This window comes from Nonomuraea indica, from assembly GCF_002850745.1.
Lineage (GTDB): Bacteria > Actinomycetota > Actinomycetes > Streptosporangiales > Streptosporangiaceae > Nonomuraea > Nonomuraea indica.
The window spans coordinates 24119-44554 of sequence record NZ_KZ559471.1 but is presented as its reverse complement, the minus strand read 5'-3'; the positions used below and the strand labels follow the sequence as shown (position 1 = coordinate 44554).

21 protein-coding genes are annotated in these 20436 nt (G+C 72.5%); 10 read left to right on the top strand and 11 right to left on the bottom strand.

Annotated features, from left to right (window positions below; all coding sequences use genetic code 11):
- Position 1 precedes the first annotated feature (1 nt).
- The 3 genes from CXR44_RS16985 to CXR44_RS16975 all read right to left on the bottom strand — a co-directional run bounded on the left by CXR44_RS16985 (position 2) and on the right by CXR44_RS16975 (position 4699).
- Positions 2-1276 carry an FAD-dependent oxidoreductase gene (locus CXR44_RS16985; RefSeq protein WP_180903495.1) on the bottom strand — a complete coding sequence of 425 codons (1275 nt, stop codon included), beginning with the start codon at positions 1274-1276 and terminating at the stop codon, positions 2-4.
- Between the two features lie 161 nt (positions 1277-1437).
- Complete coding sequence (gene secA2, locus CXR44_RS16980; RefSeq protein ID WP_397023578.1) at positions 1438-3639, bottom strand: accessory Sec system translocase SecA2; 2202 nt, start codon at positions 3637-3639, stop codon at positions 1438-1440.
- 184 nt (positions 3640-3823) lie between these two features.
- The gene (locus tag CXR44_RS16975; protein WP_101787044.1) at positions 3824-4699 is read right to left on the bottom strand and encodes a DMT family transporter; all 876 of its coding nucleotides are present in this window, start codon (positions 4697-4699) and stop codon (positions 3824-3826) included.
- Positions 4700-4933: 234 nt separating this feature from the next.
- Here CXR44_RS16975 and CXR44_RS16970 point away from each other — a divergent pair, with 234 nt between their 5' ends.
- The gene (locus tag CXR44_RS16970) at positions 4934-5278 is read left to right on the top strand and encodes a hypothetical protein (protein WP_101787043.1); all 345 of its coding nucleotides are present in this window, start codon (positions 4934-4936) and stop codon (positions 5276-5278) included.
- 116 nt (positions 5279-5394) lie between these two features.
- On the opposite strand, the gene CXR44_RS16965 is transcribed toward CXR44_RS16970, so the two are convergent.
- Positions 5395-5991 (bottom strand): nucleotidyltransferase, encoded by a 597-nt coding sequence (locus CXR44_RS16965; RefSeq protein WP_101787042.1) that lies wholly within the window; start codon positions 5989-5991, stop codon positions 5395-5397.
- A gap of 109 nt (positions 5992-6100) precedes the next feature.
- On the opposite strand from CXR44_RS16965, the gene CXR44_RS16960 reads away from it, so the two are divergent.
- Positions 6101-6586 carry a DUF1360 domain-containing protein gene (locus CXR44_RS16960; protein WP_101787041.1) on the top strand — a complete coding sequence of 162 codons (486 nt, stop codon included), beginning with the start codon at positions 6101-6103 and terminating at the stop codon, positions 6584-6586.
- Between the two features lie 7 nt (positions 6587-6593).
- Here CXR44_RS16960 and CXR44_RS16955 read toward each other — a convergent pair whose 3' ends face one another.
- Positions 6594-7547 (bottom strand): LLM class F420-dependent oxidoreductase, encoded by a 954-nt coding sequence (locus CXR44_RS16955; protein ID WP_101787040.1) that lies wholly within the window; start codon positions 7545-7547, stop codon positions 6594-6596.
- Positions 7548-7636: 89 nt separating this feature from the next.
- Here CXR44_RS16955 and CXR44_RS39470 point away from each other — a divergent pair, with 89 nt between their 5' ends.
- Positions 7637-7786 carry a GPGG-motif small membrane protein gene (locus CXR44_RS39470; protein WP_175593845.1) on the top strand — a complete coding sequence of 50 codons (150 nt, stop codon included), beginning with the start codon at positions 7637-7639 and terminating at the stop codon, positions 7784-7786.
- A gap of 168 nt (positions 7787-7954) precedes the next feature.
- Here CXR44_RS39470 and CXR44_RS16950 read toward each other — a convergent pair whose 3' ends face one another.
- The 3 genes from CXR44_RS16950 to CXR44_RS16940 are packed head-to-tail and all read right to left on the bottom strand — an operon-like array spanning position 7955 to position 9961.
- Positions 7955-8662 (bottom strand): metallophosphoesterase family protein, encoded by a 708-nt coding sequence (locus tag CXR44_RS16950; protein WP_101787039.1) that lies wholly within the window; start codon positions 8660-8662, stop codon positions 7955-7957.
- A 1-nt stretch (position 8663) separates the two neighbouring features.
- Positions 8664-8912, bottom strand: a complete 249-nt coding sequence (locus tag CXR44_RS16945) for a BON domain-containing protein (protein WP_101787038.1) — start codon at positions 8910-8912, stop codon at positions 8664-8666.
- Between the two features lie 44 nt (positions 8913-8956).
- Positions 8957-9961 carry a DNA topoisomerase IB gene (locus tag CXR44_RS16940; protein ID WP_245899222.1) on the bottom strand — a complete coding sequence of 335 codons (1005 nt, stop codon included), beginning with the start codon at positions 9959-9961 and terminating at the stop codon, positions 8957-8959.
- Between the two features lie 56 nt (positions 9962-10017).
- Between CXR44_RS16940 and CXR44_RS16935 the strand changes: the two genes are divergently transcribed.
- The 3 genes from CXR44_RS16935 to CXR44_RS16925 all read left to right on the top strand — a co-directional run bounded on the left by CXR44_RS16935 (position 10018) and on the right by CXR44_RS16925 (position 13294).
- Entirely contained in the window at positions 10018-10275 is a 258-nt protein-coding gene (locus CXR44_RS16935) for a hypothetical protein (protein ID WP_144069987.1), read from the top strand.
- A 2-nt stretch (positions 10276-10277) separates the two neighbouring features.
- On the top strand, positions 10278-11351 hold the full coding sequence (locus tag CXR44_RS16930) for an SDR family oxidoreductase (RefSeq protein WP_101787344.1): 1074 nt from the start codon (positions 10278-10280) through the stop codon (positions 11349-11351).
- A gap of 116 nt (positions 11352-11467) precedes the next feature.
- On the top strand, positions 11468-13294 hold the full coding sequence (locus tag CXR44_RS16925; RefSeq protein WP_101787036.1) for a transketolase: 1827 nt from the start codon (positions 11468-11470) through the stop codon (positions 13292-13294).
- A gap of 86 nt (positions 13295-13380) precedes the next feature.
- Here the strand turns inward: CXR44_RS16925 and CXR44_RS16920 are convergent, their stop codons facing one another.
- Positions 13381-13767 carry a ChaB family protein gene (locus tag CXR44_RS16920; RefSeq protein WP_101787035.1) on the bottom strand — a complete coding sequence of 129 codons (387 nt, stop codon included), beginning with the start codon at positions 13765-13767 and terminating at the stop codon, positions 13381-13383.
- Positions 13768-13815: 48 nt separating this feature from the next.
- A complete protein-coding gene (locus tag CXR44_RS16915; protein ID WP_101787034.1) occupies positions 13816-14097 on the bottom strand; it encodes a hypothetical protein in 282 nt (93 codons plus the stop codon).
- On the opposite strand from CXR44_RS16915, the gene CXR44_RS16910 reads away from it, so the two are divergent.
- The 3 genes from CXR44_RS16910 to CXR44_RS16900 all read left to right on the top strand — a co-directional run bounded on the left by CXR44_RS16910 (position 14096) and on the right by CXR44_RS16900 (position 16802).
- On the top strand, positions 14096-14656 hold the full coding sequence (locus CXR44_RS16910; protein WP_342748563.1) for a shikimate kinase: 561 nt from the start codon (positions 14096-14098) through the stop codon (positions 14654-14656). The two genes, CXR44_RS16915 and CXR44_RS16910, sit on opposite strands and share 2 nt — an antisense overlap.
- Entirely contained in the window at positions 14656-15210 is a 555-nt protein-coding gene (locus tag CXR44_RS16905; RefSeq protein WP_101787343.1) for a GNAT family N-acetyltransferase, read from the top strand. Before CXR44_RS16910 ends, CXR44_RS16905 begins: the two co-directional genes overlap by 1 nt.
- 110 nt (positions 15211-15320) lie before the next feature.
- Positions 15321-16802, top strand: a complete 1482-nt coding sequence (locus CXR44_RS16900) for a serine/threonine-protein kinase (RefSeq protein ID WP_101787032.1) — start codon at positions 15321-15323, stop codon at positions 16800-16802.
- 101 nt (positions 16803-16903) lie between these two features.
- On the opposite strand, the gene CXR44_RS16895 is transcribed toward CXR44_RS16900, so the two are convergent.
- On the bottom strand, positions 16904-17857 hold the full coding sequence (locus CXR44_RS16895; RefSeq protein WP_101787031.1) for a LysR family transcriptional regulator: 954 nt from the start codon (positions 17855-17857) through the stop codon (positions 16904-16906).
- Positions 17858-18009: 152 nt separating this feature from the next.
- Between CXR44_RS16895 and CXR44_RS16890 the strand changes: the two genes are divergently transcribed.
- Positions 18010-20316 (top strand): M9 family metallopeptidase, encoded by a 2307-nt coding sequence (locus tag CXR44_RS16890; protein ID WP_101787030.1) that lies wholly within the window; start codon positions 18010-18012, stop codon positions 20314-20316.
- Positions 20317-20436 lie beyond the last annotated feature (120 nt).

The following is a 20436-nucleotide window of genomic DNA, read 5'->3' as shown; positions in this document are numbered from 1 at the left end:
GCTACTTCATCATCGAGGCGGACATCTGCCTCTTCAGCGGCGGCACCGCGTTGAAGAAGCGGAACATGGTCTTGGTGAGGAAGCGCTGCACCGGGCTGGCGCTGACGCCCATCCTCAGGTTCCGCATGGCCAGCGCCACCGCCTTGAAGGCGTAGTCGGTCATCTCGGCCTCGTAGGCGTGCACCGCGTCCAGCAGCGTTCGCCGGCCGTTGACGTGGTCGACGAGGTTCGCGCACAGCAGCCGGGCGTCGAGGATCGCGGTGTTGGCGCCCACCCCCGCGGTGGGTGGCATGTTGTGGATCGCGTCGCCGATCAGGGTGACGTTGGCGGTCGGCCACGGCTTGACCGGGGTGGAGCTCTTCAGCGGGAAGACGGAGACGCTGCCGAGGTCGCTGCGGGCGATCAGATCGTGCAGCCGGGGGCTCCAGCCCTCCAGCGCCCGGAAGGCGACCTGCTGCAGCGCGGCGCCGTCCATGCTTTCCAGCTCGGCCCGGTCGCCCAGCTTGTCCCAGGTGGTGACGATGTTCCACATGATGTAGTCGGCGGTGTCGTCCAGCAGCAGGCCCCCGCTGGGAGCCTTGGCCACCGAGCTCTTGGTACGGAACTCGTGTGCCGCGAGGAAGACGGCCTTGCCCTGCGGCCCGAACACGAACCCCGAGCCGGCGAACAGCTGCCTGGGCAGCAGCCCTCGGGTCTCGTCGTCCAGCGGGACCTTGGCCGAGAGCGACAGCGCGCCGGTGTCGACGCGCTCGGCCCCCGGCAGCAGTTGCCCGCGGACCCGCGAGTTGACTCCCTCCGCGCCCACCAGCAGGTCGCCGTCGGCGTGGGTGCCGTCGTCGAAGTACGCGCGCACCCCGCCGTCCGGGCGCTGTTCGTAGTGGGTGAACGTCTTGCCGTAGTGGACGATCCCTTCCAGGTCGCTCAGCAGCACCTCCCGCAGCGAGATGCGGCTGACGGACTTGAAGCTGTCGATGTAGTGCTCGGGCGCGTCCGGGTCGCCGATGGCCAGCAGCTCGGAGAAGTCGGAGTCGTAGAAGCCCAGCGTGGTGTTGGGCTTGCCCGACGTGGCCACGAACCGGTCGTACAGCTCCTCCGGCAGGCACTCGTGCAGCGCCGCGCACCCCTTGGGCGAGATGTGGATCCGGTAGCCCTGCAGCCGGTCGTCCTTGGCGCGGTCACGCTCGTAGACCGCCACCGAGATGCCGGCCTTGCGCAGGCCTTGGGCGAGCGTGAGCCCGCCGATGCCGCCACCGGCGATCAGAACGTGGAACGACATGGTGCCCTCCGAAGCGGTTGATCGGGATTCGACGCTTCCGACGGTATGGACCGGGCCGTTACGGGGCATCGGGCATCCGACTTAGGGGGCGACCCATCCTGCTCACTCCGTGACAGCGGCACCCGCCCGGAGGTCAGGGGTGGACGGGCACCAGCGGTGCGCTAGCGGCGGCGGCCGGACGAGCCGATGCGCTTGACGATCCGGTCCCACTCCGTGCCGAACGGGTTGTCCTGCACCATGTAGGTCCAGGTGGCCGTGGGCCGGGCCAGGTCCGGCTCGGGCGCCTCGAACGCGTCCAGCGAGCGGCGCTCCACCTCGGCGAGCATCGCCTTGTACTCGGCCACGGCCTCGCGGTGGAATTCGTCGATCGGGTTCATCCGGCCCAGGGCCCGCAGGTGGATGCCCTCACGCAGGTCGGTGAGGAAGGCCAGGTGCTCGGTCCAGCACCGGTCGATCGCGTGCAGCACGATCTGCCGGGCCGTCTCCTCGCGGGTGTCCTCGGGCAGCTCCGCCCAGCGTTCGGGGTCGCCCTCGGCCAGCGCCCGCGCGGCGGCGTCGCCGTGCAGCACCTTGTCGCGCCACTCCAGGATGAGCTCGCGCTGCTGTTCGAGCAGGCGGGTGTAGCGCCAGGTGTTGCGATGGATCTGCAGGTTGACGCCCTCGGCGACCCGCTGGGCGTGGCCGACCAGGTAGGCGCCGCGGCGGTGGCGGACGAGGCCGTCGGCGTCGGCCGCGGGCGGCCGCTCGTCGGGGACGAACTGGGTGATCAGGTCGTCCTCCATGCTGACGAAGAACACCGAGCCGCCCGGGTCGCCCTGCCGGCCCGCCCGGCCGCGCAACTGGTCGTCCAGGCGGCTGCTGGCGTGCCGGCCGGAGCCGATCACGTACAGACCGCCCAGTTCGGCGACGCCCTCGCCGAGGCGGATGTCGGTGCCCCGCCCGGCCATCTGGGTGGAGACGGTGATGGCGTCGCGCTCGCCCGCCCGGGCGATGATCGCCGCCTCCTCGGCGTCGTTCTTGGCGTTGAGCACCACGGGCTCGAGGCCGCGCCGCTGCAGGAGCATGGCGAGGTTCTCCGACTCCGCCACGTCGAGGGTGCCGATGAGGATGGGCCGTCCGGTGGCGTGCACCGCCTGGATCTCCTCGACGAGCGCCGCCACCTTGTCGGGCACCGTCGGGTAGACGCGGTCGGGCTCGTCGATCCTGACGCACGGCCGGTTGGACGGGATGACCGCGACCTTCAGCCCGTAGAACTCGCCGAGCTGCTCGCTGACGGCGACGGCCGTGCCGGTCATGCCGCAGATCCGGGGATAGCGGCGGACGAGGCCCTGCACGGAGATGGAGTCGAGGATCTCGCCCTTCTCGCTGGGCGCGAGGGCCTCCTTGGCCTCCACGGCCGCCTGCAGGCCGTTGGGCCAGCGCTGCAGCAGAGCCACCCGGCCGCGGGAGGCGTTGATGAGCTGCACCTTGCCGTCGCGCACGATGTAGTCGACGTCGCGGGTGAGCAGGGCGTGGGCGTGCAGGGCGAGGTTGAGCTCGATGAGGGCGCCCGGCTCGTTCTCGTCATAGAGGTCGACACCCAGGAGGTTCTCGACGGTGTCGGCGCCCTTGGGAGTCAGGTAGACGTTGCGCGCCTGGTCGTCGATCTCGTAGTGGTAGCCGCGGACGAGCTGCCTGACCAGGGCTGCCATCTCCGGCACCGCGTCGCCCGCGTCGGACGCGCCGGCCATCACCAGCGGCACCCGGGCCTCGTCCACCAGCACGGAGTCGGCCTCGTCCACCAGCGCGACCTCGGGCGCGGGGACGATGATCCGGCTCGCGTCGGTGCGCAGCCGGTCGCGCAGCACGTCGAAGCCGATCTCGCTGACCGCGCCGTAGGTGACGTCCCTCGCGTACGCCTCGCGCCGCTCCTCGAAGGTGGAGCTCTGCCCGACCCACCCCACCGTGACGCCCATCGCCTCGTAGAACGGCGCCATCCATTCGGCGTCACGGCGGGCCAGATAGTCGTTGACGGACATGACGTGCACCCGCCTGCCCTGCAGGGCGTGGCCCGCCGCCGCCATCGCGCCGGCCAGCGTCTTGCCCTCGCCCGTGGCCATTTCGGCGATCTTGCCGTCGAGGAGGGCGAGCGTCCCGAGGAGCTGCACGTCGTAGGGCCTCAGCCCGAGCGTCCGGTCGGCCGCCTCGCGCGCGACGGCGCAGAACCGGGCCAGATCGTCCATCGCCGGTCTGGGCAGCTCGCCGAGCTTCCCGACCTCGCCGGCCAGCGCACCGGCCGCTTTGACGATCTTCTTGTACGGGCTCAGGTTCGACCCTCCTGGACGGTCCAGGAGGTTTCTGAGGATTCCGGTAATCGACGCCACAGTCCCTCCAACGCGCGCTCTGCCGGCACCGTTCCCCGCGTGCCCCGCCGCTGGTCGGCACTGCTCGGTCCGCGGGGAGCGGAGCGACGGTACGGCATGCGTCGCCGTACCGGACCCTAACCCATACGGCGGGCCGGGCGGCTCATCCGGCGTTCCGGCGCCGCCGCCCCGCTCCCCGGACCCGTCAGCGCTCGCCCGGCCGGACGGTGAGCACCACCACGGCGGCGATCAGCAGCACGCACCCGCCCCAGGCGGCAGGCGTCAGCCGCTCACCGAACAGCAGCACGCCCAGCACGGCGGCGCCGGCGGCCTCGCCGAGCGAGATGACCGACACGGTGGCCGCGCTGAGCGTGGCCAGCGCGCGGAAGTACAGCCCGTAGGCGAGCGCCGTGGGCACCGCTCCGAGGTAGAGCAGCAGGGCCACCGATGACAGGCTGAACACGGGCAGCGCCCCACCGGCCACCGCGAACGGCGCCAGGCAGGCCGCCGCCACGACGAACCCGCCCACGGCCATGCCCTGCGGGTCGTCGTGATGGCGCCGGGAGTAGAGCGTGACGGCGGCGTACCCGGCGGCCGACAGCAACGCGAACCCGATCCCGGCCCACTGTCCCGGCCGCGTCCCCGAGCCGAGGTCGCCCCCGGTGAGCAGGAGCAGCCCGGCCAGCGCCCCGGACATGGCGAGCGCCCCGGACCGGCCCAGCCGCTCGCGGAGCAGGAAGCGGCTGCCCAGCGCGGTGAGCACGGGAGTGGCGCCCATCGTCACCACGGTCGCCACGGCCACACCGGACCGGGCGATGGCGGCGAAGTAGGCGGCCTGGTAGACGGCCATCCCGATGCCCACGGCGACGACCCGTGGGCCGAGCCGGACGGGAAGGCCGCCGGTGAGGCGGAGCAGGACGAGCAGGAAGGCGGCGCCGAGGAGGTAGCGCCACAGGGAGACGCCGACGGGGCCGAGGCCGCCCGACTGGAACAGCAGCAGGCCGGCGGTGCCGCCGGTGCCCCAGGCGGCCGCGGCCACGGACACGTAGAACGCGCCCCGCCGCGTGGAAACAGGGGTCATGAAAGGTCTCTCCGATGGGAGTGGTCGTTCAGGGGCCCGGTGCGCGGGCGGCGACCACCCCCGGATCGGTCAGACCCGGAGTCGTGAGGAGAAGCCGCCCGCTACGGGGCGGGCGGCGGGGAGCAGATCAGGAAACGCGGCACGCCGCTCACCCTAGCGGAGGTTTGGGCGGTGCCGTGCGGGTAGCGGAGGGGGTGCCCGGAACAGGACGGAAGAAGAGAGGAGAGGAGCTCCATGGAGCTCTGGGACTATCGACCTGACGTCTACGACCGCGGCAGCAGCCTGGACCTCGTGGGTTACCACGTCCAGGCGACCGACGGGAAGATCGGGACCGTGGACGAGGCGACGTACGAGGTGGGCGCGAGCTACCTGGTCGTCGACACCGGTCCGTGGATCTTCGGTAAGAAGGTCATGCTCCCGGCCAGGGTGGTGACCAGGATCGACCCGCAGGAACGCGAGGTGCACGTCTCGCGGACCAAGGCGGAGATCAAGGACTCGCCCGAGTTCGACGAGGCACGGTTCAAGGAACCCGAGTACCGGACCGTGATCGGCGACTACTACGGCCGGTTCACTTACTGACCCGTCGGAGAACGAAGGAGAGGGCCGCATCCCCGGAAGGGGGTGCGGCCCTCTCCTTCGAGTCAGGGCGCGGGTGTCAGGGGCGCCGGTGTCACGGCGCGGTGTCACACGCGGTGTCACGGCCAGGCGGGCTCGCCCTTGGGCTCGACGGGCGACTCCAGCACGCCGAGGCGTTCCAGCAGGGTGAGGAACGTGGCCGCGTACGGCGAGTCGGCGGTCACGACGGCGACCCGCGACCAGTCGACCTGCTCGCGCAGCGCCCGCACCTGGGGCAGCAGCGCGCCGTAGTCGCAGGCGTGCTCCGACAGCGGCAGCAACCACGAGATGACCAGGTCGGTCGCCTCCAGCACGGGCACGATCACGGCCGAGGCCTTCATCGGCTCGGCCCGGTCGAGCAGCTCGTGCGTGATCGGCCGGTCGGAGACCCGGAAGATCAGGTCCACCAGCCGGCCCTCGTCGAACGCCTTGACCAGCCAGTCCTCCGGAGGCTTGGCCGTCTCGAACCCGATCGAGCGCAGCGCCTCCAGGGCGGCCGGCACGTCGTGCTCGGTGATCACGAAGTCGACGTCGTGCAACGAGGGCGCCGCTCCGCGGGCGTAGGCCGCGCACCCGCCCGCCAGCGCGAACTTCACGCCGGCGTCCTTCAACCCCGAACTGGCGCGTTTCAACGTGTCGAGAATGGCATCGGTGACCGCATGACTATGGCTGCTCATGAGACGGGGCTACCCTCAGGCGTACCGAATAGGCGTTCCGGATCACGCGCGCGAGGACTTCGCGTTCCGGCGCGAGTAGCGGCCCGGCGCGGGGGTAGCGCCAGGCCGTATGACCGACTTTCTGGAGAAGACCGAACAGGAGTACGCGGGCGGGCACGACCGGCCGATCCGCGGCTACCTGCGCATCCTGACCGTGTACGGCGGGGCGGTGGCGGCGGCGGTAGGCGCGGCCGCGCTGACCGGGCGGCGCGCTCCCGACCGCATCGCGCTGCTGGATCTGGCGCTGATGGCGGCGTGCACCCACAAGGTGTCGCGGCTGCTGGCCAAGGACCCGGTGACGAGCCCGCTGCGGGCGCCGTTCACCCGCTACGAGGGGGTGAGCGGGCCCGCCGAGCTGAAGGAGGAGCCGCGCAACCCGGTGGGCGAGCTGGTCTCCTGCCCGTTCTGCCTGGCGCAGTGGACGGCCACCGCGTACGCGGCGGGCATGGTGTTCGCGCCCCGCCTGACCCGGCTGGCCGGAGCCACGATGACCGCGGTGGCCGCCTCCGACTGGCTGCAGCTGGCCTACGCCCGGCTCATGCAGAAGGTCTCCTGACGCGGAGCTAGCGGAGCCTCGGCAGGACCTCACGGGCGTAGAAGTCGAAGAACGCGTCCTGGCCGGGGCCGATCTGGTTGACGTACACCTCGTCGAAGCCCGCGTCCACGTACTCGCGCACCGCCTGGACGTGCGCCTCCGGATCGGGGCCGCAGGGGCTGGCGGCGACGGCCTGCTCCTCGGTGACGCCCTGGGCGAGCTGCTCGAAGTGGCGGGGCAGCGGCAGCAGCTGCGCCGCCTCGCCCTGGATGCCCTGGGTGGGCCACAGGCGGTGCACGGTCCTGCGCGCCTCGGCCTCGTCGGCCGCGTAGCAGACCTTGAGCCCGCCGGCCACCGGCTTGCCGGAGCCCCCGGCCTTGTGGAACGCCTCGACGCTGTCGGCGCTGGGGCCGGTGGTGATGTACCCGTCGGCGATGCGGCCGGCCAGCTCGATCGACTTGCCGCCGAAGCCGGACATGTAGATCGGCGGCGGCTCGTCGGGCAGCGTGTAGAGCCGGGCCGTGTCCACCCGGTAGTGGGTGCCGCGGTGCGTGACGAGCTGTCCGGTGAACATCTCGCGGATGAGGCCCACGGCCTCCTCGAGCATCTCCAGCCGCTCGTCGGCGGGCGGCCAGCGCGACTCGACGACGTGCTCGTTCAGCGCCTCACCGGTGCCCACGCCGAGCCGGAAGCGGCCGTCGGTCATGACGGCGGACGTCGCGGCGGCCTGGGCCACGATGACCGGGTGGAGGCGGACGAGGGGGCAGGTGACGGCCGTGGTGATGGGCAGCGACGTCGCCTGGGCGACGGCGCCGATCACGGTCCAGACGAACGGGCTCTGCCCCTGCTCGTCGAGCCACGGGTGGAAATGGTCGGAGATCCACAACGCCTCGAAGCCGGCGCGCTCGGCGGCCTGGGCCTGCCGGACGAGTTCTCTGGGGTCGTGCTCCTCACAGGAGAGGAAATAGCCGAATGTCGTCATGGGCGACAACTGCCCCGGAAAAGCGGGGAAAACATGCGCGTCGCCCGGAAAGGATGTTAACTGCCCGCGGCCCGGGGCAGTAGCGGGTCATGGCTACTTTGCTTTGGATCATCGCAGTCGTTCTCGTCATCGCCGGGATCTACGTCATCCTGGCCCGTCGCGACCTCCTGTGGGGGATCGTGCTCATCGTCCTCGGTTTCCTCGTGGGGCCGGGCGGCGTCAGCATCTTCAATGTATAGCGGCGTGCAGAGCACCTTTCCGTCGCGCCGGTTATGCACGGGGCAACGCGAAATGTGATCGGCTTCTTTGTCGCCAACCAACCGCGAAAACGGCCGCCCCCTTCCGGGGGCGGCCGTTTCAGCTTTTCCGGTACGGCGCCGCGTCGCGCGCCGTACGGTCCGGGCGGCTCAGTCCAGGCAGTAGACCGCGTACGCCTTGCCGAGCACGGGGAGGGCCACGTTGCGCACGCGGATGCCGCCGGGGGTGAGCCCCTTCTCGCTGCCCTTGTGCGCGTGGCCGTGCAGGATCAGCTCGGCGCCGACGGTGTCGACGGCCTCGGCCAGCAGGTAGGAGCCGAGGAAGGGGTAGATCTCCAGCGGCTCGCCGTGCAGGGTCTCCTTGACGGGCGAATAGTGCGACAGCACCACCCGGCGGTCGGCCTGCATCTCCTTCAGCGCCACCTTCCACGCCTCGGCGATGGAGCGCGTGTGCGCGACGAAGTCCTTGATCTCACGTTCGCCGAACTCGCTGGCGCACTTGCCGGCGAAGCCGCCGCCGAAGCCCTTGCCGCCGACGACGCCCAGCTTGGTCCCGCCGCACTCGATGACGACGCCGTCGTCGTTCAGCACGATCACCCCGGCGTCGCGCAGCTCGCCCGCTATCGCGTCCTGCTGGTCGGAGTGGTAGTCGTGGTTGCCGAGCACGGCGACGGTGGTCACCGGCAGGTCGCGCAGCTCGTCGGCCACGAGCCTGCCCTCCTCCAGCGTGCCGTGCCGGGTCAGGTCACCGGCCAGCATCAGCACGTCGGCGCGCTCCTCGATGCCCTCCAGTCTCTTGCGGTACTCGCCGCGGACGTCCTCGCCCAGGTGGATGTCGCCCACGGCCGCTATGCGCACGTTAGTCAAGGTGCTCATCCTCTCCGGGCTCGCTGACGACGACGACCTTGATCTCGTTGTGCATCCTCAGGTCCGGCGCGGCCTCGTGCGCCACCTGGCCCAGCCGTTCGCGCTGCTCGGTGCCGCTCACCTGGCCGCGCAGGAACAGCTGGTCCCCTCGCACGTCGACGTGGATGCCGAGCTCGTGGGTGCGAGCGTCCTCAGCCAGCGCCTGCTGGATCCGGGCCGCGACGTACTGCGGAGCTTCCATCGCTTCCTCCTTCTCCAGACGCCGCATGCCCGGGGACGAAAAGCTCAAACGGCGCGGATGAGCTCCACAACGGCGCGTTCCACGGTGCCGTGGGTGGCCAGCCCGCCGAAGTCGGCGTCGGCTCCCAGCTCGGTCAGCACCGGAGCGATCGTCCTGCCCTTCTCGTAGGCCTCGACCACCCGCGGGTCCACGTACGACTCGCGGGCCACCGTGGGCGTGTTGCCGAGGTACTCCGACACCTCGCGCATCACCCGGGTGACGGCCCGCTTGCGGGCGGTCGGCCCGGTCCGCGCGGCGGGGCCGGACACCGCCAGGCCGACCGCGGCCAGCACGGTCGCGTGCCAGGTGCGGAAGTCCTTGGCGGTGAAGTCGTCGCCGATCGTCTCGCGCAGGTAGGCGTTGATGTCGTCGCTGCGCACGTCCGCCCAGCCGCCGGCGTGCCGGTAGCGCAGCAGCTCGCCCTCGCACCCGAGGCACTTCAGGGACCGGATGACCGCGCACGCCGCCCGGTCGGCCACCACCACCTCGCGCGGGATGTCGCCCTTGGCCGGGTAGGAGCAGGTGACGGTGTTGCGCGAGCACGTCACGTGCTCCATCCGCAGCGTGGCCAGGCCGAAGGAGTCGTAACTCTCGCCGCCGACCCGGAAGAACCCGACGTCCAGCAGCCGGGCCGCCGCGGCGAGCACCCGCTCCTTGGTCAGCCCCCTGCCGGCCAGCGCCTGGTCGACCGCCTTGCGGAAGGCGGGCAGCCGCTCGGCCAGCTCCAGCACCCGGTCGAACTTGAGCCGGTCCTGCTGGGCGCGCCACAGGTCGTGGTAGCGGTACTGCCGGCGCCCGGCCGCGTCGGTGCCCGCCGCCTGCAGGTGTCCGTACGGCGAGGCGCAGATCCACACGTCGGTCCAGGCCGGCGGGATGGCGAGCGCCCTGATCCGGGCGCGCTCCTCGGGGGTGACGGGGCGGCCGTCGGCGTGCTGGTAGCTGAAACCGCGCCCCCGCCGCCGCCGGAGGATTCCCGGCTCGTTCTGGTCACTCGGATGCAGCTCAGGCACGTGACCGCGGCTACCCCTGGCGTTAGGCGGCAAACGGCAGGGGCAGGTGACGACCCATGTCTGAGAACAACCAATGGGACGAAAGGCGTTCGGAGTCGGGCAAGCCCATGGTGCCGGCGACGCCCCGTGACGTCGCGCACATCAGGGTCGGATCCTTCATCCTCGTCTTCGCGGTCGCGCTGGCCCTCATGGGGCTTGTCTCCACCCTGCCGGTGCTGACCGGCATCGCGATCGTGGTGGCCCTGATCACGGTGGTGGACATCGTGCTCGCCGTACGCCGTCAGAAGAAGCGCAACGTAGGAGAGGCAGGGTGATCATGCCCCCGCAGCGAACCGATGTGCTCACGGAGTCCCCCTCCGCGAGCGAGTCCCCCGAGCGGCCGCACGACCTGCGCGGCAAGGTGGTCGTCGTGACCGGCGCGAGCGGCGGCGTGGGACGGGCCGTGGTGCGCGAGCTGGGCGCCAGGGGCGCCAGGGTGGCGTTGCTCGCGCGCGGCATGACCGGGCTGGGCGCCGCCGCCGTGGACGTGGGGGCCGCCGGCGGGGTGGGCCAGGTCTACGAGGCGGACGTCGCCGACTACGAGCAGGTACGGCAGGCGGCCGAACGGGTCGAGGACGAGCTCGGCCCCATCGACGTGTGGATCAACGTGGCGTTCTCGTCGGTCTTCGCCCGGTTCACCGACATCACGCCGGAGGAGTACGAGCGGACCACCGCCGTCACCTACCTCGGCTATGTCTGGGGCACCCGGGTGGCCCTGGACCTGATGCGTCCCCGCGGCCGGGGCACGATCGTCCAGGTCGGCTCGGCGCTGTCGCAGCGCGGCATCCCGCTGCAGTCGGCGTACTGCGGCGCCAAGCACGCCGTCAAGGGCTTCACCGAGTCGGTGCGGACCGAGCTGCTGGCCGACCGGAGCGGCATCGACATCACGCTGGTGCAGCTCCCGGCGGTCAACACCCCGCAGTTCGACTGGGTGCTGTCGAAGCTGGGCCGGCACCCGCAGCCCGTGCCGCCCATCTACCAGCCGGAGGTGGCCGCGCGCGGCATCGTGTTCGCGGCCGAGCATCCGGAGCGCAAGGAGTACTGGGTCGGCGCCACCACGGCCGCCACCCTGCTCGCCCAGCGGATCGCCCCCGCCCTCCTCGACCGCTACCTGGCGCGTACCGGTGTGGACTCGCAGCAGACGACCGAGCAGCCGCCGAGCGGCGTGGCGAACCTGTGGAAGCCGGCCGACGAGACGGCCGACTACGGCGCGCGCGGCAGCTTCGACCACCGCTCGCACGGGCGCAGCCCGCAGTTGTGGCTGTCGCAGCACCGGCGGCCGGTCGTGCTGTCCCTGGCCGCCGCGGGCGCCGCCGGGATCGCGATGGCCGTGCTCCGGCGCCGCGGCTGACCCCTCCGGGACGGGCCACCGACCATCTGCCTGACCCTCGGTCAACCCGCGAGTTGACCATCGCGTTAACCAGAGCGAGAAGGGGTAGGCGGCGGGGGACCAGGAGGAGGCCCGCAATGCCCGAACGCGATCTGCACTTCCTGACCGAACTCGCCGCCCAGCTACGCGTGGACTCCGTGCGCAGCTCGGCCGCGGCGGGCTCCGGTCATCCCACGTCCTCGTTGTCCGCCGCCGACCTGATGGCGGTGCTGTTCGCCTGTCACCTGCGCTACGACTTCGACCGGCCGGACGACCCCGGCAACGACCATCTGATCTTCTCCAAGGGACACGCCTCGCCGCTGCTGTACGCGCTGTTCAAGGCCGCGGGCGCGATCGACGACGAGGAACTGCTGTCGTTCAGGAGACGCGGCAGCCGGCTGGAGGGGCACCCGACGCCCAGGCTCCCGTGGGTGGACGTGGCCACCGGGTCGCTCGGGCAGGGTCTGCCCGTCGGCGTGGGGATGGCGATGGCGGGACGGCTGGAACGCCTGCCGTACCGGGTGTGGGTGCTGTGCGGCGACGGCGAGCTGGCCGAGGGGTCGGTGTGGGAGGCCGCCGAGCACGCCGGGGACGAGGGCCTGGCCAACCTGACGCTGATCGTGGACGTGAACCGGCTGGGCCAGCGCGGCCCCACCCGCCACGGCTGGGACACCGGCGCGTACGCCCGCAGGTTCGGCGCGTTCGGCTGGCGCACGATCGAGATCGACGGCCACGACCCGGGCGAGATCGACTTCGCCTTCGGCGACGCGCGCAACACGCGCAGGCGGCCCACCGTGATCCTGGCCAAGACCCGCAAGGGCGAGGGCGTGCTGGAGGTGGAGAACCGCGAGGGCGCCCACGGCAAGGCGTTGCGCGACCCGGAGACGGCCGTCGGCGAGCTGGGCGGCTCACGGAACATCACGCTGCGGGTGCACCGGCCGGAGAGCACGGCCGTGCCGCACCGGTTCGAGGACGGTCCGCTGACGCTGCCCGAGTACGACGTCGGCACGCGGGTCGCGACGCGCACCGCGTTCGGCGAGGCCCTCGCGGCGCTCGGGGCCGCGCGCGGCGACGTGGTGGCGCTGGACGGCGAGGTGGCCGACTCCACCAAGGTCGAGGAGTTCGCCAAGGCGTTCCCCGAGCGCTTCTTCGAGATGTACATCGCCGAGCAGCAGCTCGTGGCCGCCGCCGTCGGCATGCAGGCGCGCGGCTGGGTGCCGTACGCGGCGACGTTCGCCGCGTTCCTCACCCGGGCGCACGACTTCATCCGGATGGCCGCGGTGAGCAGGGCGTCGATCCGCCTGGTCGGCTCGCACGCCGGCGTGGCCATCGGCGAGGACGGCCCCTCCCAGATGGGGCTGGAGGATCTCGCCATGATGCGGCCGGTGTACGGGAGCGTCGTGCTCTACCCCTGCGACGCCAACCAGACGGCGGCCCTGACCGCCCAGACGGCCGACCTGCCCGGCGTGACCTACCTGCGCACGACGCGCGGCGACACGCCCGTCATCTACCCGCCCGGCGAGCGCTTCCCCGTGGGCGGCTCGCGGGTGCTGCGCCACTCCCCCACCGACCGGGCGACGATCGTGGCCGCCGGGGTGACCGTGCACGAGGCGCTGGCCGCCGCCGACGAGCTGGCCGAGCAGGGCGTCCCCGTGGGCGTGATCGACCTCTACTCCGTCAAGCCGGTCGACGTCGCCGCGCTCACGGCGGCGGCCACCACGACGGGCAACCTCATCACGGTCGAGGACCACCGGCCCGAGGGCGGGCTGGGCGACGCGGTGCTGGACGCCGTCGGCGAGCTCGGGCCCCGGGTGGTGAAGCTGGCCGTACGCGGGCTTCCGGGGTCGGCCACGCCGCGGCAGCAGCTCGCGGACGCCCGCATCGACCGGCAGGCCATCGTCGAGGCGGTCAGGCGGCTCCTCTGAGCGCCGCAGCGGCCGGCCGGCGTCCCGGTGGCGGGCGCACGGGAACGGCGGGCCTCGTCAGGGGCCCGCCGATCTCGGCGAACGGGTCAGCCGCGAGCCTTCGCGGTGGCCCGCCGGTTGGCCTTCTTGATGGCGTCGACGAGCTCCTGCTTGGTCATCCTCGACCGGCCGCGCACGCCGAGCTCGGCGGCCACGTGCTGCAGGTGCTCCTTGGTGGCGTTCGCGTTGACGCCCTCGGCGGTCCTGCCGGACCGGTCCGTGGCGCCCCTGTCCGACGGGCCCTTCTCCGACTTGGGCTCCCAGTGGTCGCCCACCTTCTCGAAGGAGTGCTTCAGGGCCGCGAAAGCCGTCATGTGGGCGCGGCGGCCCTCGCCGTACGTCTCGACGGCGGAGTCGTGGGCCTTCATCCACGTCTCCTGAGCCTTCTTCGGCGATCGTCGAAGGGTCGACGGCAGTTCCTGCCTGGCCGGCATGTCGGTTCACCTCTTCCTGGTGCGGCGCCGCGGCGGCGACCGGGGTCGCTACAGCGGCGGCTCGTTGTAGTGGCGGCGCTCCTCGTACACGGTGGTCCGGCGGGCCTCCGGCGACTCGTAGATCTCGTGGCGCTGCACCGGCTCGTCGATCGGGCCGACCGCCCTGCGGGTGACCCTGATCCGGTAGATGCCGAACGCGAGCCCGATCAACCCGCCGAGCATGAGGATGACGCCGACGACGTTGATGTCCAGACCGGCGAGGTCGAACTCGACGGCCCAGGTCAGGATCGCGCCGAGCATGATGAGGATGATGCTTCCGGCGATGGTCATGATTACCTCCTTGACACGAGGAACCTCTATCCACATGGCAAAAAACAAACCAGTAGTGATGGTCGGGCTTATGGGCTCGGGCAAGACGAGCGCGGGACGCCTGATCAGCGAGGCCTTGGGCGTGCCGCTCAGCGACAGCGATCCGTTCCTGGTCGACGCCTACGGCGGCACCGCCGCGCAGATCGCCGCCCGCGAGGGGGCGGACGTGCTGCACGCGCGGGAGGCCGAGCACGTGCTCGCCGAGCTCGCCGGCGGCGCGCCCAAGGTGATCACCGCGGCGGCCAGCTCCGTCGAGGACGCCCGGGTGCGGGCCGCGTTGCGGGCGGCGTTCGTGGTGTGGCTGGACGCGCCCGACGAGGTGCTGGCCGAACGGATGCGCTCCGACGACCACCGGCCCGCCTTCTCCCCGGCCGAGATGCGGGCGCGCCGCGGGGCGTACTTCCGGGAGGTGGCCGACATGACGTGCGACGTGAGCGTCATGTCGCCCGAGGAGGTGGCGGAGGCGGTGCTGCGCGAAATTCGGTTGCCCGCGCCGGACCGGCAGGGTAGTCAGGGGTGATGTTCGCCGAGAAACCCACCCTGCGGGGCAAGCGTGTGACGCTGCGCCCGGTCGGCCCCGAAGACGCCGACGACCTCTACGCGCTGGTCACCGACCCCGAGGTGCGGCGGATGACCGGCTCGCACGGGGAGTTCGACCTGGAGGCGGCCCGGCGGTGGTACGCCACCAGGGGCGCGCACGACGACCGGCTCGACCTGGCGATCGTGGCGGACGGCCACTACGTCGGCGAGATCGTGCTCAACGAGCTCGACGCCGACAACCTGGCGTGCAACCTGCGCATCGCGCTGGTGGGGCCGAGCGTGTTCGGCCGGGGCTACGGCACCGAGGCCATCAGGCTGACGCTCGGTCACGCGTTCGCGACGACGCCGCTGCACCGGGTCAGCCTCGGCGTCTACGCCTTCAACGAACGGGCCGCCCACGTGTACAAGAAGGTCGGCTTCGTCCAGGAGGGCGTGCTGCGCGACGCGCTGCTGTGGGACGGCCGGTGGCACGACTCGATCACCATGTCGGTGCTGCGGACGGAGTGGCCTGCGGGGTCTCCGGCCCTGCAATAATGATCATGGCGCACGGGTCCTCCGAGGCGCGCGGGGGGCCTGTCGCGTCCTTTCCCCTCCGCATCCGCGTCCCGCGCAACCAATCCCGCTTCGGCCGCATCTAAGCAGCAGTGACGAAGTGCTTGGTGCCCGGTGATCCGCGAAGCCTCGGCGGCTACTGGCTGGCGGGACGACTCGGCGCCGGAGGGCGGGGTGTCGTCTACGACGCCTACGACGACGAGGGACGCAGGTTCGCCGTCAAGGTGCCGAGGGGCGAGGTCACCCAGCAGCTGACCGACGCGGTGCTCCGGGTCCGGCCGTGCCATCTGGCCAGGGTCGTCGACGTGGGCGTCGACGGGACGGTGCCGTACATCGTGAGCGAGTTCGTCGAGGGGCCCGACCTGAGGCGGGCGGTGGCGCGGCACGGGCCGTACGGGGGCGCGGAGCTGCGCGTGCTCGCCGTCGCCGTCGCCACGGCGTTGCGGACGCTGCACGGGATCGGCGTGGCCCACCGCGACCTGCGTCCCGAGAGCGTGCTGCTGTCGCCTGGCGGGCCCACCCTCATCGATCTGGGCGTGGGCGGCACGGGGACGGTCGGCACGCCCACCTACCTGGCCCCCGAGGTGATCACCGGGGCGCGGCCGGGCCCCGCGGCGGACGTGTTCGCCTGGGGCGGGGTGCTGCTGTTCGCGGCGACCGGGCGCGACCCGTTCCACGGGACGAGCCTGGGCGGGGTGATGCACCGGCTGCTGGCCGTCGATCCCGACCTGGACGCGCTGCCCGACGGGCTCCGGGAGCTCGTGGGCGGGGCCCTGGACAAGCGCCCCGCCGACCGGCCGTCGGCCGACGACCTGCTCGACGGCCTCGCCGCCCTCCCCCCTGCGGCCCCCGCTCTGCGCCCGGTCCCCGACACCGCACCGGCGACGGCCGGCGGTGCGGCCGTCGCGACGCGGCGCCCCGCGCCCCGCGATGCGGATGGCACCGCGCCAGAGGGCACCGCACAGGAAGGCACCGCGCAGGAAGGCGCCGTGCTGGAAGGCGCCGTGCAGGAAGGCGCCGTGCAGGAAGGCGCCGTGCAGGAAGGCGCCGCGCAGGAAGGCGCCGCGCAGGGGGGTGGGGGTGCCGTGTTGCGGGCCGTTCCCGGGGACGCCGGGGTGGCGGGCGCGGGGCCGGAGCCGGGGCTGGTGCCGCCCGACGGGCTGGCCGGGCCGCCGTCGCTCGGCGAGCTGGCCGAGCGGGTGTACGCGTCGCTGACGCCGCGCCAGCGGGAACGGCTCCCCTCGCTCCTGCTCCGCCTGCTCAACGGCTACCTCCCGGAGGCGGCGGGCGTGTTCCGGTCGGTGCCCGACGACGCCCCGGCGGTGGACGGCGACGTGTCCGCCGAGGACGCGGAGGAGGCCGAGGTGCTCGCCAAGCTGACCGACGCGGGCCTGCTCGTGCGGCGGAGCGTCCCCGTACGGGCGATCCGGACCGAGGTCGGCACGCTGGTGGCCGTCAGCGGCGAGCCGATCGCCCCCGCCGGCGCGGCCCTCGTCCGCGCCTGGCCCCGCCTGGGCGCCTGGACGGCCGAGACCCGGCCCGCCCGCCCGAAGGCCGCGGGCGCCTCAGGTTAATCCCATCGGGGGACGAATCGCCGCGCGAAGCCATCACGGCCATGGTGCGTCGGCTCGTCTCTCCCGGTCCGGCAGGAGGCTGATGCGGCGCTGGTTCCCGTTCAGAGGGGATGGGTCTCGGGGTGGGCGTCCCACCAGCGACGGAAGACCGGGTTGTCGTCCACGTGGTCCCGGAAGGCGGTGGCGAGGCCGCGGTAGACGGCTGTCGCCGCCGCTGCGCCGAGGCGGTCGCGGCGCCAGGCGACGACGAGCCGGGCGACCTGGGGCTCGCCGGCGAGCGGGCGGACGACGGTGCCCGGCGGCGCGGGCCAGGTGGGATCCACCAGCCGGATGCCGTGGCCCGCGGCCACCAGGTGGTGCCCGCCCCCGCTCGGCGCGTCGTAGCGCACGTCCGGCTCGAAGCCCGCCGCGCGGCACGAGGCGCGCAGGGCCGCCAGGGAGCCGTCGTCCGCGCCGGGCGGGCTGATCCAGGACTCGTCGCGCAGGTCGGCGAGGCTGATCTCGGCCTGGCCGGCCAGGCGGTGCCGTTCGGCCAGGGCGACGAAGATCGGGTGGTGCGGGATCAGCGTCCGGCTGACGATCGGCGCGGGCAGCGGGACGTCGAAGCCCTCGATCATGCCCACGAGCGCCGCGTCCAGCGTGCCCCGGGTCAGGGCGTCGGCGAGGAGCACGGCCGACGGCTCGATCCGCAGGGAGATGAGGCGGCCGGGGAGGACCTCGCCGACGCGGCCGACGACGCTGGCGACGCAGGCCGTGTGGACGCTGCCCAGGTGCAGGCCGGCCGCCGGGGCGCGGGCGTCGCGCAGGTCGCCCACCAGCCCGTCCATCTCCGACAGCACGACCCTGGCGCGGGCGATGACCTGGCCGCCCAGCAGGGTCGGGACGGCGCCGGAGCGGCTGCGCGCGAACAGCTCGCCGCCGACGATCTGCTCGACCTTGCGTAACTGGACGGTGAGGGCCGGCTGCGACAGGCCGAGCCGGGCGGCCGCCCGGGTCACGCTGCCCGTCTCCGCTATCGCGCAGAGCATCCGGAGATGCCGGAGCTCAAGCTCCATGACAGAAAATTATGTGACATACCACCGTACGGGGCCAGGCGTTCCGGTGAACACATAGCCAACATCTATGCCGGGCCCTATGACCACGCGCTCCGCCCGGGCCGCACACTCGGGGCACCTCACAGCCCAGCGGACACCCCCCGGAGGTCCCCGTGTCCACAGTGTCCAGGCGATTACTGCTGCCGTTCGTCACCCTCAGCCTCCTCCTCCAGCCGGTCTCCCCCGCGTACGCGAGCGCGCAGACGCGCACGACGGAAACACGCACGACGGAGACGCGCACGACGCGGGGCGCGGTCACGGCGGACCCGCCGCCCGTCGCGTCCCTGACCGGCGACGGCGAGCGGGAACACCTGCGCGAGTCGCGGCTGGACGTCAGCGAGCGGGCCCCGCTGCCCGCCTCCGCCGACGCGTCGCGCCGCGACTACGACGACCCGCGCCCCGCGCCGCGAACGCGGCGGCCCTCGGCCGGCAACCTCACGGCCGGGGCGGCCGCCTGCGACGTCGCCGGCTTCACCGGCCGCACGGGCGGCGACCTGGTCAGACACGTGAAGTCGGCCACCACCGACTGCGTCAACACGCTCTTCGGCCTGACGGGGGCCGACGCCCGCGGCGCCTTCCGCGAGGCGCAGATGGTGAGCGTCGCCACCGCCCTGCGCGACGACGGCGCCGGCTATCCGGGCGACAACAGCGCCGGCACCGCCCAGCTCGTGCTGTACCTGCGGGCCGGCTACTACGTCCAGTGGTACCACCCCGACGACGTCGGCCCGTACGGGTCGCAGCTCAGGACCGCGATCCGGGCGGGACTCGACGCGTTCTTCGCCAACCCGCGCGCCTGGACGGTCAGCGACGCCAACGGCGAGGTGCTGTCCGAGGCGGTCGTCCTCATCGACAGCGCCGAGCAGAACGACCGCTACCTGTACGTCGTCGAGCGGCTGCTGAACGGCTACGACTCCTCCTACGACGCGTCCTGGTGGATGCTGAACGCGGTCAACGGCGCCTACACGGTGCTGTTCCGCGGCCATCAGGTGCCCGCCTTCGTGAGCGCCGTCCAGGCGGACACCGGCGTGCTGCGGACGCTCGAGTCCTTCGCCGTCCGTCACCTCGGCCTGCTCGGCACCGACCGCGGCCACCTCACCGCCAACGCAGGACGCGAGCTCGCGCGGTTCCTCCAGCACAGGGCCCTGCGTGACGTCGTCCGGCCGATGGCTCGCAACCTGCTCGGCCGCAGCTCCATCACCGGCCCGACCGCGCGGCTGTGGGTCGGCGTGGCCGAGATGGCCGACGCCTACGACAGGGCCTCCTGCTCCACCTACGGCACCTGCGACCTGGCCGCCCAGCTGGCCGCCAAGGTGCTGCCCGTCACCCACGCGTGCGGCCCGGCGATCCGGATCCGCGCCCAGGAGATGACCTCCGGCCAGCTCTCCGGCACCTGTACGAGCCTCGCGGGCCAGGACGCCTTCTTCCACGACCTGGCCCGTGACGGCGGCCGGCCGGTGGCCGACGACCACAACACCACCCTGGAGGTGGTGGTGTTCGACTCCAGCACCGAATACCGGACCTACGCGGGCGCCATGTTCGGCATCGACACCGACAACGGCGGCATGTACCTGGAGGGCGACCCCGCCCGGCCGGGCAACCAGCCGCGGTTCATCGCCTACGAGGCCGAGTGGCTGCGCCCGGCGTTCCAGATCTGGAACCTCAACCACGAGTACACCCACTACCTCGACGGCCGGTTCACCATGTACGGCGACTTCGCCGCCGGCGTCTCCACGCCGACCGTCTGGTGGATCGAGGGCTTCGCCGAGTACGTCTCCTACTCCTACCGGAAGCTGACCTACGACGCCGCCGTCGCCGAGGCCGGCCGCCGGACGTACGCGCTGAGCACGCTGTGGGACACCACGTACGACCACGACACCACGCGCGTCTACCGTTGGGGCTACCTGGCCGTGCGCTACATGTTCGAGCGGCACCGCGCCGACGTCGACACCATGCTCGGCCACTACCGCACCGGCTCGTGGAGCGCCGCCCGCGCCTTCCTGACCGGCACCGTCGGCAGCCGCTACGACGCCGACTGGACCTCGTGGCTGGCCGCGTGCGCGGCGGGCGGCTGCGCGGGCGACGCCCAGGTCCCGGAGTGCGCCGACCCGGACACCCGGCGGCTCGACCGCGACTGCCGGCGCAGCGGGCTGTCCGCCGCCGCGAGCGATTACGCCTACCTCTACCTCTACCTGCCCGACGGCGTCGGCAGCCTGACCATCACCTCGTCCGGCGGGACCGGCGACGCCGACCTCTACTACAGCGACCGCGGCTGGGCCACTGTCTCCTCCCACACCCGGCGCGCCACCGGGCCCGGCAACCGGCACACCATCACCGTCACCGCCCCGGCGGCCGGCTGGCACTACGTCAGCCTGCACGGCGCGGCGGCCTTCTCGGGCGCGGCCGTCACGACCGAGTACTGAGCCCACCGGTACCCGCCAGGCACCGGCGCCCGTCACCCCCACGCCCGCACGGCGCCCCGCGTCGCCGTGCGGGTCCGTGCGGGTCCGGGCGGGTCCGTGCGGGTCCCAGCGGGTCCGAGC